General features: G+C 74.7%; 12 protein-coding genes. 1 reads left to right on the forward strand and 11 read right to left on the reverse strand.

Going from position 1 to position 16271, the window contains the following annotated elements; translation table 11 throughout:
* Window positions 1-10: 10 nt before the first annotated feature.
* Both ACIQZO_RS32920 and ACIQZO_RS32925 read right to left on the reverse strand, forming a co-directional pair.
* A complete protein-coding gene (locus ACIQZO_RS32920) occupies window positions 11-1312 on the reverse strand; it encodes an NAD(P)-binding domain-containing protein (protein ID WP_403633449.1) in 1302 nt (433 codons plus the stop codon).
* Between the two features lie 67 nt (window positions 1313-1379).
* Entirely contained in the window at window positions 1380-2750 is a 1371-nt protein-coding gene (locus ACIQZO_RS32925; RefSeq protein WP_403633353.1) for an ATP-grasp domain-containing protein, read from the reverse strand.
* A gap of 294 nt (window positions 2751-3044) precedes the next feature.
* Here ACIQZO_RS32925 and ACIQZO_RS32930 point away from each other — a divergent pair, with 294 nt between their 5' ends.
* Window positions 3045-4523 (forward strand): glycosyl hydrolase, encoded by a 1479-nt coding sequence (locus ACIQZO_RS32930; protein WP_403633356.1) that lies wholly within the window; start codon window positions 3045-3047, stop codon window positions 4521-4523.
* 5 nt (window positions 4524-4528) lie between these two features.
* On the opposite strand, the gene ACIQZO_RS32935 is transcribed toward ACIQZO_RS32930, so the two are convergent.
* From ACIQZO_RS32935 to ACIQZO_RS32975, 9 genes are all read right to left on the reverse strand, one after another.
* The gene (locus tag ACIQZO_RS32935; protein ID WP_403633358.1) at window positions 4529-5671 is read right to left on the reverse strand and encodes a GNAT family N-acetyltransferase; all 1143 of its coding nucleotides are present in this window, start codon (window positions 5669-5671) and stop codon (window positions 4529-4531) included.
* Complete coding sequence (locus tag ACIQZO_RS32940; protein ID WP_403633361.1) at window positions 5668-6456, reverse strand: lipopolysaccharide biosynthesis protein; 789 nt, start codon at window positions 6454-6456, stop codon at window positions 5668-5670. Before ACIQZO_RS32940 ends, ACIQZO_RS32935 begins: the two co-directional genes overlap by 4 nt.
* A gap of 73 nt (window positions 6457-6529) precedes the next feature.
* Window positions 6530-7777: a glycosyltransferase gene (locus ACIQZO_RS32945; RefSeq protein ID WP_403633363.1), complete on the reverse strand. Its 1248-nt coding sequence runs from the start codon at window positions 7775-7777 to the stop codon at window positions 6530-6532.
* Entirely contained in the window at window positions 7774-8550 is a 777-nt protein-coding gene (locus ACIQZO_RS32950; protein WP_403633366.1) for a polysaccharide deacetylase family protein, read from the reverse strand. The genes ACIQZO_RS32945 and ACIQZO_RS32950 overlap by 4 nt, the downstream gene beginning before the upstream one ends.
* Window positions 8540-10342, reverse strand: coding sequence for a murein biosynthesis integral membrane protein MurJ (gene murJ / locus ACIQZO_RS32955; protein WP_403633451.1), 1803 nt, complete (start codon window positions 10340-10342; stop codon window positions 8540-8542). The genes ACIQZO_RS32950 and murJ overlap by 11 nt, the downstream gene beginning before the upstream one ends.
* A 569-nt stretch (window positions 10343-10911) precedes the next feature.
* The gene (locus ACIQZO_RS32960; RefSeq protein ID WP_403633368.1) at window positions 10912-12294 is read right to left on the reverse strand and encodes an O-antigen ligase family protein; all 1383 of its coding nucleotides are present in this window, start codon (window positions 12292-12294) and stop codon (window positions 10912-10914) included.
* On the reverse strand, window positions 12294-13814 hold the full coding sequence (locus ACIQZO_RS32965; protein WP_403633371.1) for an exopolysaccharide biosynthesis polyprenyl glycosylphosphotransferase: 1521 nt from the start codon (window positions 13812-13814) through the stop codon (window positions 12294-12296). Before ACIQZO_RS32965 ends, ACIQZO_RS32960 begins: the two co-directional genes overlap by 1 nt.
* Window positions 13811-15031, reverse strand: a complete 1221-nt coding sequence (locus ACIQZO_RS32970) for a glycosyltransferase (RefSeq protein ID WP_403633373.1) — start codon at window positions 15029-15031, stop codon at window positions 13811-13813. The genes ACIQZO_RS32965 and ACIQZO_RS32970 overlap by 4 nt, the downstream gene beginning before the upstream one ends.
* Window positions 15018-16109 (reverse strand): DUF3344 domain-containing protein, encoded by a 1092-nt coding sequence (locus tag ACIQZO_RS32975; RefSeq protein WP_403633376.1) that lies wholly within the window; start codon window positions 16107-16109, stop codon window positions 15018-15020. The genes ACIQZO_RS32970 and ACIQZO_RS32975 overlap by 14 nt, the downstream gene beginning before the upstream one ends.
* Window positions 16110-16271: the final 162 nt, after the last annotated feature.

A 16271-nucleotide genomic window follows, 5' to 3' on the forward strand; every position in this document is an offset into this window, starting at 1 on the left:
TCCGCGGATCTCACCGCAGATACGTCTTCGGATGCCCTGGGGGTACCCCCGGAGCGGGCCCGGGGGAGGCAGCCCGGTCCGTCCGGGCGACACCGGGCGCACCCGGCCGGGGACCCGGGGCGCCGAGGCGCCCCAGGACTCCTCTCACCAGTCTCCCCGCCGTGAAGCCCGCGCCGTGCACGAATCGCATGGAAGGGCCGAATGAGGGAGCCGTCAGCAGCCCCGCGAAGAAGAGTCCGGGCCACGAGGACTCGAAACCGGGGCCCAGTTCCGGCGCCCCGCTCTCCCCCACCGTCTCCAGGGCGTCCCGCAGCCCCGCGTCGAGCAGCTCCAGCCGGGCCAGTTCCGGGACGAAGCCGGTGGCCGCGATGACGTGCCCGGTGTCCAGCACCACGGACTCCCCCTGCGGGGTGGTCAGCCGGAGCCGGGTCCGCTCGCCCGTCGCCACCGCCCGGTGCAGCCGGTGCCCGAGCAGGACGGGGACCCGCCGCTCGAAGCGGTCCCGCAGCCACCAGGCGCCGGCCGGGCCCAGCGCGGTCGCCGCGATTCGCTCCCGGGTGGGCGCGGGCAGCCGGCGCACCGCCCAGGGCAGCTCCGACCACACCCAGCTGCGCCAGCCGGTGCCGAGGCCGCTGTGGGGCTCGCGCAGTGCCCGCAGCGCGGGCCGCTCCAGGGGCTGCGGGACGGTGTTCCAGTTCAGCCGGGCGCGCCGGGCGACCAGGCAGGGCCGGGCGCCCTGCTCGGCCAGCAGGGTGGCGGTCTCCAGGGCCGCCTGCCCGGCCCCGAGCACGGCGACCTCGCGGCCCTCGAACCGGCTCAGGTCGTGGTGGTCGCTGCTGTGCGAGTAGTGGCCGGGCGGCAGCTCCCGCAGCGCCTCGGGGTGGCGGACGAAGGGCATCACCCCGACCGCGAGGGCCACCGTACGGGCGAGCAGGGGCGGGCCCTCGGCGGTGCGGACGCGGAAGCCGTCGCCCTGCGGGGTCACCTCCAGGGCGGTCACCTCCTCCACCTCGGGAGCGGCCTGCCGGGCGAACCACATCCCGTACGCACTGAACGTGCCGATCGGCAGCGGAGTGCCGTGTTCCGTGACTGTTCCGCGGGTGGCGCAGTAGTCGGCCAGCGTGTGCCGCCCGTCCGGCGCCGACAGGTTGGACGACCAGGGTTCGGACTTCAGGAACATGCCGCCGGGCATGTGGTCGCGCCAGGAGGCCATCGGCCGCCCCAGCACCCGTACGTCGAGCCCCGCTGCCGCCGCGTGGGCGGCGATCGACAGGCCGTACGGGCCCGCGCCGATCACCACGAGGTCGTCGATCCGCGTCAAGGCCGCTCCTCCAGCTCGTTACTCACGGGCCCGGCCCGGTCCGCCGGGACGGCCACGTTCAACGGGTCACCAACTCGTCCGGCTCGGCCGAGGCCTCCGGCGGGGCGGGGCGGGAGGGGGCCGGTCCGGCCGAACCGTCGGCGGACTGGCTCCCGCCGCGCTGGCGGGGCGTGCGCACCACCGCGAGCGCCGTACGGCGGCCCTGCCCCGGAACCCCGCGGAGCGCCCGAACCCCCTTGCCCGCGCCCCGCCCCAGCAGGGCGCCGAGCATCGCAAGGAAGGGCAGCGGGTCGTCGGCCGCGAACCAGGCCGTCTCCACCCGCCCCCGCTGGACGACCCTCTTCGGCGCGGCGTCCCGCTTCGGCACGGGGTCCTGCTTCGGCACGGCGTCCCGCTTCGGCGCGGCGTCCTGCTTCGGCACGGCATCCCGGTCGGCGCGCGGCGGCGCGGCCGGCACCGGCTTCGCCGGCTTCACGGGGCCCGCCGCCGGGCGGCGCGGCAGCGACCCGCCGCGCACCGCCGCCAGCAGCGCGTAGTTCTCGGCGACGAACACCCGGCCCGGGCCGCCCGAGGGCCGCGGAACCTGCTGGCCCGTCAGGTCCAGGTACATCGCCTGGACCACGTCCAGCCCGGCCCGGTCCGCGAACAGCCGGAACTGCGCGCCCGGCCGCGGGTTGAAGTCCACCAGCCGGAAGCAGCCCTGCTCGTCGCGGCGGAAGTCCAGGTCCAGGATCCCCTGGTAGCCGAGCCGTTCGGCGAGCCGCAGCCCCGCCTCCTCCACCGCCGGATCCGGCAGCCAGCGCCCCACGGCCGTCAGCCCGGTGCGCACCGGCCAGGACAGCTCCTTGCGGCCCGAGCCCGCGAGCAGTGGCCGCCCGCCCCGCGCGAAGGCTCCGTGGAAGAACCAGTCGGTGTCCGGCCCGGCGGGCAGGAAGCGCTGGAGCAGCAGCCGGCTCCCGGCCTCGGCGGAGCGCTCGTAGAGCCGGCGCGCCTCGGCGGTGGTGTGCACGAGCATGGTGCTGCGCAGCCCGTCCGCCCCGGCGGGCAGCAGCCAGGGCCGGCTCCATTTGGCGATCACCGGCAGGCCGAGCCGCCAGGCCGCCTCGGCCGCCTCGGCCCCGCTCGCCGGGATCACGGTCTCCGGGTGCGGTACGTCCCACCGCGCGCACAGCCGCGACAGCTCGGCCTTGTCGGCCACCCGGGCGGGCAGGTTGTCGGGCTGATGGGGGATCCGGAAACGCTCGCGGAGCATCGGCGCGACCCGGGACACGGCGATGGCGCTCAGGTCGTCCATGGCGATGAGCACGGCCGGGCGGCCGATCTGCTCCGACACCGCGGTCAGGCACTCCAGCAGCGTCTGGGGCGCTTCGGGGTCGAGGCCGCCCACCGGCCCGGCGTGCACGGCGCGCAGATACCGCGAACGTCCCACAGGACCTCCCCCGGCCTCGACAACGGCATGGACCTCCACGCCCTTGCGGCCAAGGGATCTGACGGCGCCGAGGGTTCCGTGGTGGAACGGATTGCGGTCGAGTCTGAGCACAACGGCGGGCACATGGTTGAGATACGCGGGCATGGCAGCGGTGTCTTTCACCTAGTCGGACCAAGCGGGGGTGGTACGCACCTGCTAATGGCCTACGCGGCGGTCACCGAACAGGCCATTCGTCAGATCTGATGCCTAACGTCTTTGGTAAGCACACCGATTCAGGAAAGCTCGGGAGACGCCATGCCCAGACCACGCCGCCGACTGGCGAGCACCTGCATCGGTACGGTCACGGCCGGACTGCTGGCCACCGGCGCCGCGCTCGCGGCTCCGGAGGAGGACCGGCCGGAGGGCTCCGACATCGCCATGGGCGCCTATCTCGACTACGGGCCGCCCGGGGTGGCCCGGATCCCGCACCTGTCGAGCTGGCTGGGCGGCAAGCAGATCCGGGTCGGCCACACCTATCTGCCCGGCGACACATGGGCGGGCATCGAGGGCCGGGTGTCGTTCCTGGAGGACTGGGCCGACTGGCGCCGGGAGGGGGACGACCGGCTGTTCGTCCTCAACGTTCCCATGCAGGAACGCAACGAGGGCCGGGTCCCCGACTACCGGGTGGCCCAGCTGATCAGGGCGGGCGCGCAGGGCCAGTACGACGGGCACTTCCGGCGGCTCGCCGAGCGACTGGTGGAGCTGGGCGTCCCGGACACGGTGATCGTGCTCGGCTGGGAGATGAACGGCGTCACCTACGCCCACCGCTGCGGGCCGGACCCGGAGAACTGGAAGGCGTACTGGCGGCGCGTCGTGAACACGATGCGCGCCGTCCCCGGGCAGGAGTTCAAGTTCGACTTCGCCCCGAACAGGGGTACGGACGCGATCGGCTGGACGAAGTGCTACCCCGGCGACGACGTGGTCGACGTCATCGGAATGGACTCGTACGACCAGGGCCCCGGCCATACCTTCGACGACCAGATCACCCAGCCCTACGGACTCCAGCAGCACGTGGACTTCGCGAAGGCACACGGCAAGCCGGTCTCCTACCCGGAGTGGGGACTGTTCCGGCGCGGGGACAATCCGGAGTACGTACGGCGCATGCTGAAGTGGATCCAGCAGCACAAGCCGCTCTACCACACCATCACCGACTACTGCCCGCACGGCGTGTGGCAGTGCAAGGACAACCCCGAGTCCGCGAAGGTCTTCCGCGACGCGCTGACGCCCGAGCGGCCCGGCCCGGTGGTCCCGACCCCGGTGGTGCCCACGCCCGTGGTCCCGACCCCGGTGGTCCCGACCCCGGTGGTGCCGACCCCGGTGGTGCCCACGCCGGTCGTGCCGACCCCGCAGGTCCCGACCCCTCAGGTCCCGACGCCCGCGGTCCCGACACCCCAGGTCCCGACCCCTCAGGTCCCGACGCCGGAGATCCCCAAGCCCTCGCCCGTGGTTCCCACGACCAAGCCGTCGCCCGTGGTCCCGACCCCGCAGACACCGCTGCCCGTGACCCCGAGCCCGCTGGTCCCGAGCCCGGTCGCCCCGAGCCCGGCCGTGCCGAAGCCCGAGCCCACGCAGCCGAAGCCCGAGCCCCAGCCGACACCTCCGCCGCCGCCGCTCAACAGCAAGCAGTGGTGCGTGCCGCTCAACTTCGGCGAGTGGCTCTCCAAGCTGGTCGGCACGCAGGCGGTCTGCGTCAAGCTGGACTTCGGCAAGAACTCCGGCATCTGGCCCTTCTAGAAGGGTCATCGCACCCGCAGTTCGTTGAGCCGCGCCCGCCAGTCCCTGGCGGCCGGCAGCGTCTCCCGCAGCGCCTCCACCGCCCGCTCGCGCCCCGTCACCTGCGACTCGTGCAGCCGCAGCAGGGGCGCGAGCGCCGCCGTGGCCAGCAGGAAGCGCTGGTTGACGACCGTCTCGGGCCGCCAGTGGTTCTTGTACGGCTCGTTGCCGCGCAGGAAGCTCACCACCGGCCGGCCATCGGCGAGCGCCCGCCCGGCCTCGTAGCGCAGCAGCAGCGTCGCCACGTCCACCTTGCGGTTTCGCAGGTCCGGGTCGGCCCCGTACAGGTAGCCGCCGCTGAGCCGGGACGACAGCAGCGTGACGTTGGCCGCCACCACCTTGCCGTCCAGCCGGAACTCCGTCAGCCGGCTCTCCCCGGCCCGCACCATCCGCCGGGTGGCCCGGGTGAGGTGCTCGGCGAAGCGGGGCCGCAGGTGCTCGGGGGTCACCCCGCGGCCGCGCCACTGCTTCTCGTGCAGCCGCAGCAGGGTCCGTACGGCGCGCGGCACCTCCTGCTCGGAGACCTCGTGCTCCTCGATCCCGGCCGCGTCGGTCTTGCGCAGCTTGGCCCGCACCCGCTGGGCGCCGGAGGCCGGCATCCGCTTGACCAGCTCGTCGAACGGGAGCGTGGGCAGTTCCATGCAGGTGGAGTCGGTGAGCCTGCTGGAGACCCCGGGCCACTGCCGGTACAGCTCCTCGGCGGCGGCTCCCGGTCGTACCTCCCGCAGGTCCACCACCGCCCCGCGGGCGGCCCGGTGCAGCCCGCGGGCCAGCGCCGGGAGGACCTCGTCGGCGTGCTCCGCGGCCACGAGCACGTCGAAGTAGTCGGTGATGGGGCCGCCGAGCGGCACCAGCAGCGGCATCGGCCGGTGTACGAGCATCAGCGGGGCGGCGGCGACCAGCTCCTCGCCGCGCCGGACGAGGACGATCCGGAGCCGGCCGTCCTTGCCGTAGGACAGCCACCAGGAGTGCAGCCAGGCGTGGCTCTGGAAGGGGGTGGCGGTGGGGCAGCTACGGAAGAGCGCGTTCCACGACTCCTCCAGCGCGGCGAACTGCCGGGGGTCTCGGCACAGCGTCACCGACAGGACCCCGGCGGAGCCCGAAGTCATCGAACGGACTCCTTCTCCTTGGCCGAGGGCTCACCCTGGGCCGGCAGCGAGGCGTACTCCTCGACCGGGGTCTCGGCGGCGGGCTCCACCGAGGACTCGACCGGGGAGGCGACGGCCGCGCGGGCCGCGCCCTGCTCGCCGCGCCGGGCGCGGCCCGGCCGGGCCAGCAGCCACAGTCCGCCCAGCAGTCCGCCGGCGCACAGGCCGACGGCCCCGCTGATGGCGGCGGACGGGGAGGCAGGCTCGGACGGGGTGACGGCCTGGTTGAACAGGAGCAGCTGGACACCGGTGTTCTTGGCGGCCTGATTGCTGCTCAGGGACAGCGCGTCGGCGACGGCGTTCGCGATGTCGGCGGCCTCCGAGGGGCTCTTCGAGGTACCCGTGACGGCGATCATCGGGGACTCGGGGGAGGTCTCGGCCCGCACCTGGGTCCGCAGCTTCGCGGCGCTGATGCCGGCGCGCGGCTGGGCGTAGGCGAGGGTGGAACTGCTGGTCGCGATGCGGGCGTAGGCCTGCGCGAAGCCGAGGGCGGTGGCCGGCTCGGTGGTGTCGTCGGGCACGGCGACGATGTAGCTGGTGGCGGCGTACTCGGGGGCCTTGAGCACCCCGTACGCCCCGCCCGCGGCCAGCCCCAGCAGGGCGCAGGCGGGCAGCGGCCACCACAGGGGCGCCGAGGGCCTGCGGCGGCGCGGCCTGCGCTCGGACCGGTGGTCGGGCCTGCGCTCCGGCTCGGCCTGCTTCTCGGCCTTCTTCTCGGACTTCTTCTGGTCGGCGGTATCGGCCATGACGTGCTCGCTTCCTGGGTGGAGGGGAGTTCCTTCGGGTCCCGGCGGGACCCCGTCGGGGAGGGGGTACGGATCAGCCGGTGCCGGTCGGCTCCGCCGGTCCGGGGCCGACCTGCTCGCGCCGGGCGCCGACGACGGTGCCGCCGCCGGGCCCGGGGCCGGGCCCAGGGCCGGCGGCGCCCGGCGCGGCGGAGAGGGCGAGGTCGTACACGTCCAGCAGCTGCCGTGCGCTGCGGGCGATGTCGTAGCGGCGGACCACCGCCGGCGGGGGCAGCCGGCGCACCCCCGCCTCCATGTGGCCGCGCAGCGCCGCGACCAGTTCCTCCGTGCCCGTGCCGATGCGACGGGCACCGGGGGCCTGCGCGGCGGGCAGGTCGTCGATGGCCGGGCAGGTCACGTGCAGCACGGGGAGCCCGGCGGCCAGCGCCTCCACGACGGCGAGCCCGAAGGCCTCCTCCCGCGACGGGGAGACGAAGACGTCCATGGCGGCCAGCAGCGCCGGGATGCCCGGGGTGCGGCCGTCCGCGCTGTCGCCCAGCGGGTCCCGCTCCCCCAGCAGGTGGATCCGGCGCTGCGCGCCGAGCTCGGCGGCGAGCCGGCGCAGCCCGGCCCGCTCCGGCCCGTCCCCGGCCAGCAGCAGGTGCGCCCCCGGCAGCGCGGCCACGGCCCGTACCAGGACGTCGAAACGCTTGCCGGGGACCAGCCGGCCGACCCCGCCGACCACGAAGGCCCGCTCGGGCAGCCCGGTCCGGGCCCGGGTGGCCCGGCGGACGCCCTCGTCGAAGCGGAAGCGGACGGCCTCGATGCCGTTCGGTACGACGTGCACCCGCGCGGCCGGCACCCCCCACCCCTCCAGCCGGGCGGCCACCGTGTCGGAGACGGCCACCGTCGCCGCGCCCAGGCGTTCGCTGGCCAGGTAGAGCCTGCGCACGCCGCCCGACAGCGGCCTGCCCTCGATCTCGCCGTCGCCGAGGGAGTGTTCGGTGGCCACGGTGGCCTCCGTTCCCGCGAGCCGGGCCGCGAGGCGCCCGTAGACGCAGGCCCGGTACAGGTGCGTGTGCACGAGGTCGTACTGGCCGCGCCGGATGAACTTCACCAGCCGGGGCAGCGCCCCGAGGTCCCGGTTGCCGCGCATGCCGAGGTGGACGACCCGGACGCCGTCGGCGCGCAGCCCCTCGGCCACCGGCCCGGGGTTGGTCAGCGTCAGTACGTCGCAGCGCATGGGCATGTGGCGCAGCAGCAGGCGCAATTGCTGCTCGGCTCCGCCGACGCCGAGGCCGGTGATGATGTGCAGTGCCTTGACCGACTGGAGCGTCTTCACCGCTGCACCCCGCGTCGCAGCTCGCGCATCTGGTGGCGGAGGTGCTTGATCCGCAGCCGGGCGCCGCCGTCGGCCTGGCTGATGTGCGTACGCGGTAGCGCGTACGGGCCGGCGAACCGTCCGGGGTCGATGGCGCAGGCGTAGCCGTATCCGGCGGCGCGCGTGGCGTCGAGGACCCGCGCGTCGAGGTGCCCGTACGGGTAGCAGAACCCCTCGGGCAGGGTGCCGGTCAGTTCGCGCAGCAGGTCGCGGCTGCCGCGCAGCTCCTGCTGGAGCATGTCGTCGGGGGTCGCGGTGAGGTCCTGGTGAAGCAGCCCGTGCGAGCCGATCTCCTGTCCGGCGTCGGCGACTTCGCGGATGCCCTCGGCGGTGAGCAAGGACTTGCGCGGGCCCAGCGGGTCCCACACGTTGTCCACGCCGAGCCGCCCGGGCAGCACGAAGAGGGTGGAGGTGCAGTCGTGGCGGCGCAGCAGCGGCAGCGCGTGGGTGAGGTAGTCGGTGTAGCCGTCGTCGAAGGTCAGACCGACCAGTCCGGCCCCGTGTCCGGCCGCGCGGGCCCGCAGCAGTTCGCCGACGGACACGCCGCGCAGGCCGCGGGAGCGCAGCCACAGCAGCTGGGCCTCCAGGGCGAGGGGGGTGACGGTGATCCCGTACGGGTCCTCCGCCGGGTCGGTGAACTCGGCGACCGAGTGGTACATGAGGACCCACGGCGAAGCGGCCCGGCGGGCGGGGACCAGCACGGCGGCGGGGGCCGTGTCGGTGTCAGCGGACATTGCGGAACCTCTGCGTGAGCTGGGAGATCTGACCGGGCAGGGCGGTGACTTCGAGGGCGCGTATGGCCGTGCCGGTGGCTCCGAACATGGCCGGGACCAGCAGGCAGCCGAGGGCGGCGCTGAGCATCGGGTCGGGGATCATGGGGCCGGCGAGCCAGCCGGTGGCGCCCGCGGCGACGGCGGCGACGGCGAGCCGTCCGATGCTGACGGCGACCCGGCGGACCTCGATGGCGATGATCCGGGAGCCGAGCCCGGTGAGCAGCAGGACGGCCGTGGTGGTGATGCCGGCGGCGTTGGCGGCGGCGATGCCGTAGGTGCCCCACCAGCCGACGGCGAAGGCTCCGGCCACGATGTTGACGAGCAGGCCGGCTCCCATCGCGAACGCCGGGAACCAGGTGGGCCGGGCGGTCGAGAAGAAGGGCCGGGACAGTGCGCCGACGAGGCAGTGGCCGAGGAGTCCGAGTGCGTAGACCCGCATGACGGAGGCGGTGGCGAGGGTGTCCTGGTGGGTGAAGGCGCCGCGTTCGAAGAGGACCTGGATGATCTGGGGCGCGTAGCCGACGACGAGCGCGGTGCCCACGAGCACGGCGAGCGAGGCGAGCGCGAGGTCCTGCTCCACCCGCCGCCGGGCCTTCTCCCGCTCTCCCCCGGCCATGGCCTGGGCGACGACGGGGAAGGTGACGGTGCAGATCATCAGGGAGAGCACCATCGGCATCTGCGCGACCTTCTGCGCGTAGTTGAGATGGGAGATCGCCCCGGACGGGAGCGAGGCGGCCAGGAACCTCTCGACGAGCACCTGCGACTGCCGGAAGACGGCGAAGAAGATCACGGGGGCGATGACCCCGAAGGCGATGAGGGTCGGACGGTCGCGGTCGCGCTGGCTGCGCGGGGCGGACCGTTTGGCGCGCGGCGGGCCGAAGCCCACGTTCCGGATGAAGGCGGGCAGTTGGACGAGGGCCATCAGCAGCCCGCCGACGGCGACGCCCGCGGCGGCGGCCCGTACGCCCCACAGGGTGTGCAGGGCCAGGATCGTGCCGATGATGCCGACGTTGTACGACACGTAGATCGCGGCGGGCGGCACGAAGGACCTGTGCGCCCGCAGCGCGGCGCTGAAGTAGCCGGCGATGCCGAAGGAGAGCACGGTCAGCGCCGTGAGCCGGGTGCACTCGATGGCCAGTCCCGGGTCGGGCAGACCGGGGGCGAGCACGCCGACGACGGCCGGTGCGGCGATGACCAGGACGGAGGCGACGGCGGCCAGGAGCACGACGAGGCGCGGCAGGGTCGCCCCCACCAGCAGCCGTACGGGGTCCTGGACGCGGGCCTCCCTGCGGGTGAGCGCGGACCTGCCGGCGGCCCGGCGGGCCAGGGCATGGCTGAAGGCGGGCACCATCAGCAGCGCCATGGCGTCCTCGATGAGCAGCGTCGAGGCCATCTCGGGCACGGTCCAGGCGATGAGGAACGCGTCGCTGGCGTGCCCGGCCCCGAAGAGGTGCGCGATGGTCTGGTCGCGCACCAGCCCGAACACCGCCCCGGCGGCGGTCAACCCGGCGGTGACGGCGGCGGCCTTGGCGAGGAACTGCCCGAGCGGCTGGCTCCCGCCGGGGGTCCCGGCCGCGTCCCGGCTCCCGCCGGGGGTGGCGGACTCGGGCGGCCGGGCCTCGGCCCCTGCCGCGGAGCCGCTCCGGGCCCGCGCGGCCGCTCGGCTTCCGCCCGGGGCGGCGGGCTCAGGCGGCTCGCCCGCCGCCGCACCGCTCCCGCCGGGGGCGGCGTCAGGACCGTCCGCGCCGGTCACCGGGGCATCGGCGGAGCCGCTCGCGGCCCGCGCCGCCACCCGCACGCTGTGCCTGCCCGAGGCGCCTCCCGGATACCCGGCGGAACCGAACACGGGCTTGCGGGCCGCTGGTTCACCGCCCGGGAGCCTCCCGGCGACGAACCCGGGATCCGACAGGCCGGACCCGCCGACGCCTCCGGCGGGCCGCCCGGCCACGGGCGCCCTCCGAGCGCGGCCGGCGAAGCCGGGGTCCTTCGGGACCGGCACGGCCGGGACGCCGCCGCGGCCCGGCAGGCCGCCGGCGACAAAGCCCGGGTCCGCCGAGCCCGGCCCGCCGACGGCTCCGGCGGACCGCCCGGTCCCGGGCGCGCTGCGGGAGCGACCGGCGAAGCCCGGGTCCGTGGGGACCGGGAGGCCCCCGGCGGCGAAGCCCGGGTCCGCCGGGGGCGCGGTCGCGCGCCGCGGGTACCCGGCCGGGTTGGCGCCATCGGCAGGGCGGCCGGTGAAGCCGGGGTACGGGGCGCCCGGGACACGGGCGTGGCCCGCCCCGGCCGGGGAGCCGGAGGCGGGCCGCCAAGGCGTGGTGTCCGTCACGGGCGCGCCGCAACCCCGGGGGCCCTACCCCGTGAACCCGCACCGGCAGCGACCCCGGAATCCGCGACCCCCCGGGAGGGCAGCGCCCACCAGGCCGCCAGGCCGATGATCACTCCGGTCAGCACGGTGGACGGCCCGCCGATGTCCGCGTAGAGGAAGTCGGTCAGCTGCCACACGAACAGCCCGATCGCGACCAGCCCGCAGTCCCTGGCTCCCCCGCCGGAGGCGAGCCGCCGCAGCCCCGCCACCAGCAGCGCCGCCCAGCCGCCCACGAGCGCGATCAGCCCGATCAGGCCCTGCTCGCTCAGGATCAGCAGGTACATGTTGTGCGGGGACAGCAGCGGCTGGCGCAGGTACGCCTGCCCCGCGCCGGCCGTGTCGCTGCCGGAGGAGAGTCCGAGCGAGGCGTGCCCGTCGCGGTGGGCCGGGAAGCCCTTGAGCCCCACCCCCACCGCCGGCCGCTCGCGCCACATCGACTCGGCGGCGGCCCACATCGTGTAGCGGTCGGTCACCGACTGGTCGGGGGCGCTGGACACCTGGGTGATGGAGCTCAGCCGCTCGGTGACCATCTCCGAGCCGATCCCGAACCCGCCGACGAGGACCACTCCGGCGGCGACGAGCGCGGCGACCACTTTCAGGGCCCGCCGGATCCCGGCCAGCGCCATCACCAGCACCGCCGCACCGAAGGTGGCGATCCACGCGCCGCGGCTGAAGGACAGCACCAGCGGGAGCACCAGCGCGAGCGCGCAGCCGCCGGCGATCCGCCGGACGCGCCTCGGCAGTCCCGGGGCGAGCCCGGCGGCGGTCGCCACGATCAGCCCGTACGCCACCACGGTGGCCATGCCCATGACGTCGCCGGGGCCGAAGGTGCCGACGGCGCGGACGTCCTCGCCCTGGTACGAGGCCCCGGTGTGGGTGGCGTACTGGACGACCCCCACCGCGCCCTGTACCAGCGCCAGGACCACGAAGCACCCGGCGGCGAGCCGGAACTCGGCGGCGCCCTGCACCAGCAGCACCACGGCCGCCGGGACCAGGACGAAGACCTGGAGGTAGCGCACGAAGCCCGGCAGGGCGGCGTACGGGTCCCCCGCGGTCATCGTGGCGACCGCAAGGCCCACGGCCGGCATCCCGAGCACGAGCACGCCGAGCGGGTTCAGCGCCCGCACCCGGCCGCGCAGCGCCTGCACCGCGCAGGCGAGGACCAGCAGGAGCGAGGCGGCGTCGGCCGGGCCGACCTTCCCGGAGGCGGTCGCGTCCCCCGCCGGGAGCGGGGCGAGGAGGAAGAGCACGGTCGCGGCGAGCGGCAGCAGCGGCCAGTGCCGGCGCAGCAGGTCCGGCGCGTCGGGCCGGATCCACTGACCGGGGACGACGAGGCTCATCAGCTGCCCCCCAGCCGGAAGCGGAAGAAGGAGGCCGCGGTGCGGGCGAGGATCCACAGGTCCTGCCACAGCGACCAGGTGTCGATGTAGTGGTTGTCGAAGCGCGCCCGGTCCTCGATGGAGGTGTCCCCGCGCAGGCCGTTGATCTGGGCGAGGCCGGTGATGCCGACGGGCATCCGGTGCCGGGCCTCGTAGCCGGGGTGGACGGTGGAGAACTTGGCGACGAAGAAGGGCCGTTCGGGGCGGGGGCCGACCAGGGCCATGTCACCGCGTACGACGTTCCACAGCTGCGGCAGCTCGTCCAGCGAGGACTTGCGCAGGAAGGAGCCGACCGGGCTCATCCCGCGGTCGCCCGCCACCGTCCAGCGGGTGGCCGCCTCGTGCGCGTCTGCGCGCAGGGTACGGAACTTCAGCAGGGTGAAGGGGCGCCCGTACAGGCCGACCCGCTCCTGCCGGAAGATCACCCCCGGTCCGTCCCAGACCCGTACGGCCAGCGCGCACACTCCCATGACGGGTGCGGCGGCGAGCAGCGCGATCAGGGCGAGCAGGGTGTCGATGCCCCGCTTGGCCCAGCGCTCCAACGGCCGGGCCGGGCGCGGCAGCAGCGGCTGCACGGCGTAACCCCACAGCTGGTCGGTGGGGTGCGCCACCCGCATGCCGGTGATCCTGGCGGTACCGGCCGGGTCGGCGAGCCACAGGCGGCAGCCGTGGTCGTGGAACAGCCGGACCAGGGAGGCGGTGCGCTCGTCGGCCTCCGGGGGGCGGGTGAACACCGCGTGCGCGACGGAGTTCTGGATGACGGCGCGCCGGATGTCCTCGTGGGTGGCGAGCAGCGGCAGGGCGCCGCCGTCGCCCTCGGCCGACGCCTGGGTGTCGGCGAGCCCGACCGGGCGCAGTCCGAACTCGGGGCGGCCGTGCAGTGCGGCGGCCACCGCGCTCGCTCCGGCGCCGGGTCCGACGACGAGGGCGGAGGCGGGCCGGCGTACGGCGGCGCGCCGCAGGAACTGGTTGACGAGTCCGCGGCCCGCGCACGCCAGGACGACCTGGAGGCAGACGGCGGTGAGCAGGGCGCTCCAGCCGATGGCCCGGGCCGGGTCGACGGCGGCCGCGACCGCGGCCACCGAGCACCACAGGACGGCGGACCGCCCGGCCAGCACGGGCAGTTCGAAGAGCGCGGAGGGGGCGAGCCGCGGCCGGTAGAGCCCGGCCTGGGCGTGCAGCGCGACGAGCAGCACGGGGGCCGCGGACAGGACGGGCAGGGCCGCCGCGGGCAGGATCGTCGCGGTGAGTACGGCGGCCAGCGCGTCGGCGGTGAGCAGCGGGAGGACGCGGCCGCGGCGGCGGACCCGCTGCGGGCGTACGGCGAAGCGGGCCCGGTCGGTCCTGGGCCCGCGCGGGGGGTGGATGGCGGTCGCGGAACGGCGGGCCGCCGCGTGGGGCGCGGGCGCGAAGGCGCTGCCGCCGGTGGGCCCCGTGCCGCCCTGCCCGGTGTGCCGGGCGGGTGCGCTGTCCATCGTCATCGGCTGATGCGCTCCTGGTTCAAGGGCCGGGGCCTGCCCAGCAGTTCGTGGTACAGGCCGGTGACCGCGTCCGTGGTCCGCCGCACGTCGAAGTCGGTCCGGGCGTGCTGCCGCGCCTGCTCGCCGAGTTCGGCGAGGAGCCGCGGCTCGGAGAGCAGCCGTCCCAGGGCCTCGGCCAGGGCCGTCGGGTTCTCCGGCGGCACCAGGCACAGGCGTCCCTGGCCGGGCGGCAGGCTCTCCATGGCACCGCTGACGTCGGAGACCAGGACCGGGCGGCCGCAGGCCATGGCTTCGAGCGGGGCGAGCGCCATGCCTTCCCACCGCGACGGCAGTACAACGAGATCGGCGGCCCGAAGCCACGGCCGGATGTCGGGGGCGGCGCCCGCGAAGAGCACGCGGGGCGGGGCGGCATGGCTCAGCTGTTCGGTGTCGGGGCCGTCCCCGACGAGGGCGAGGCGAGCTCCGGGGACGGCGGCCAGCAGCTCCGGCCAGGCCCGGAGCAGGATGTCCTGGCCCTTCTGGGGGCAGATCCGGCCGACGCAGACCACGAGCGGCCCGTCGGCCGGGAAGCCTGCGGGCAGCGGCAGTTCGGCGCGCGCCCGGGCCTTGTCGCGCTCGGGGTCGGGTCCGCCGGGGCGGAAGTGGTCCAGGTCCACGCCGTTGCGGATCACCGACCAGCGGGCGGCGATGCCCTTGCTCTCGCCCGCGCGGCGCTCGGCCTCGCTGACGCAGAGCACCCGGTCGGCCCAACGGGCCGCGTACCTCTCCCAGCGCAGCGCGAGTGCGGCGGTGGCTCCGCCGACGGCGTCGAAGGACCAGGCGTGGGGCTGGAAGACGGTGGGTAGGGTCCCGCGTGCGGCGAGCCGTCCGGCCAGTCCGGCCTTGGCGCTGTGGGCGTGCAGGAGGTCGGGCCGCACGTGCCGGAGCACCTGTCGGGCGTCGGCGATCTCGGCGGGCAGTCCGGGCCCGGGGGCCCGGCCGGCACGCCAGGTGAGGACTTCGGCCCCGGCCGCCCGCGCGGATGCGCCGAGCGTGCCGCCGGGCGGACAGCCGACGACGGTACGCAGGCCGTCGGCGGTCTGCGCGCGGACGAGGTCGGTGACGACCCTGGCCACACCGCCGTCGACGGGCTGTACGAGGTGGAGGACGGTCGTGGGCTGTGCCGCCCGAGGTTGACTGGGCACGTGGAGTGGTCTCCTACGTTCAGCGGCGCGCATCTGTCTGAACGAAGAGCACACCGAGGAAATGACCCTGACTTTCACCCGTGAACCTGAAGTTCAGGCTGCGGGCACCACCGGACAGAACGGGACTCAGATCGAACACGTCCGCGTCATATCCGAGGTTATTCACATGTTCAGGCTGTCGCACGAACGGCTGATCTCCGAATTCCGTGATGGTGGAATTCATAACATCATTAAAAGGATTTTCTCCATCGCTGAGGCTCACCCGGCGCCCACTGTCGGCCGTCACGGTGAGTGAATCCCCGAGGACGCCTCGGTCCCCGTCGTACGCGACCACCCCGACCCGGCCGGCGGATCCGGGGGGTGCGTCCAGGCCATCGATCCCGACCGTCCCGTCACCCGCGCGGGCGGCCAGCGACTCGAAGCCGTCCCACAGCGAGATCCGGCGCACCGGCTCCTGCGGGTGCTCGTAGGCGGCGACCAGCGTCCAGCCGCCCCAGGCCCCCACGTCGGAGTGGCCCATCGCGATGTTGAGCTGAGCCACCGTCCACATGCCCGCGCCGCCCTTGCGGACCAGCGGGGTCACATCGGCGGAGGCCTGGTAGGCATCGCTGCCCGCGTCCGTGCGGTGGCCCATCACCGTGTCGGCCAGGACCTCCTTGTACGCGCCGCCGGGCTCGGCGAGCAGCACCCGGCCGTTGTCCTGCGGCGGCTTCTGCTCGCCGACCCGCAGGTTCCCGCCCCAGTAGAGACGGGCGTACGAGACCTTCGCCCCCTGCGGGACCCTGAGCTCGGCCCGGGTGGAGTTGTAGGTGTCCGGGTCCCTGTCGACCTCGCTGTAGAACATCTCGAAGTCGCTGTTGACCCCCGCCGCGCCCTTCTTGACCTCGGCGCACGGCTCGGCCTGCGGGGACTGCTCCTTGCGGCAGCTGATTCCGGAGTTGGAGGCGCGCACCAGGCCGCCGTGCTGCACGGCCTGGTAACGCTGGGTGAACGGAATCCGGGGCAGCTCCTTGGGGGCGGGAGCCGCAGCGGCCGCCGCCGGGGCGTTAACGGAAAGGGTGAGGCAGGACAGCAGACCGAGCGCGCCGAGGATTCTGCGGGAGGAACCCATGACCCTGTCTCCATTTTCGATCAAGGGGACAAAACAGGAGTGAACTTTGTCAGAAATCGGGCTGGAAATCACGTCGGACTCGCTCGTACGGCCTTTTGGGCGATAGCACGCACCCTCGCAACGGGCGGGTCGTTATGGGGGCACCATTGTTCGAACCGAAGG

Origin of the sequence: Streptomyces sp. NPDC097617 (assembly GCF_044761485.1) — a bacterium.
Taxonomy (GTDB): domain Bacteria; phylum Actinomycetota; class Actinomycetes; order Streptomycetales; family Streptomycetaceae; genus Streptomyces.

Excerpts from the sequence above, each read along its gene's own strand:
- ACIQZO_RS32970 (WP_403633373.1), bottom strand. The coding sequence starts at position 15,031 with ATGCGCGCCGCTGAACGTAGGAGACCACTCCACGTGCCCAGTCAACCT.
- ACIQZO_RS32975 (WP_403633376.1), bottom strand. The coding sequence starts at position 16,109 with ATGGGTTCCTCCCGCAGAATCCTCGGCGCGCTCGGTCTGCTGTCCTGC.
- ACIQZO_RS32950 (WP_403633366.1), bottom strand. The coding sequence starts at position 8,550 with ATGTCCGCTGACACCGACACGGCCCCCGCCGCCGTGCTGGTCCCCGCC.
- ACIQZO_RS32930 (WP_403633356.1), top strand. The coding sequence starts at position 3,045 with ATGCCCAGACCACGCCGCCGACTGGCGAGCACCTGCATCGGTACGGTC.
- ACIQZO_RS32940 (WP_403633361.1), bottom strand. The coding sequence starts at position 6,456 with ATGGCCGATACCGCCGACCAGAAGAAGTCCGAGAAGAAGGCCGAGAAG.
- ACIQZO_RS32935 (WP_403633358.1), bottom strand. The coding sequence starts at position 5,671 with ATGACTTCGGGCTCCGCCGGGGTCCTGTCGGTGACGCTGTGCCGAGAC.
- ACIQZO_RS32960 (WP_403633368.1), bottom strand. The coding sequence starts at position 12,294 with ATGAGCCTCGTCGTCCCCGGTCAGTGGATCCGGCCCGACGCGCCGGAC.
- ACIQZO_RS32965 (WP_403633371.1), bottom strand. The coding sequence starts at position 13,814 with ATGACGATGGACAGCGCACCCGCCCGGCACACCGGGCAGGGCGGCACG.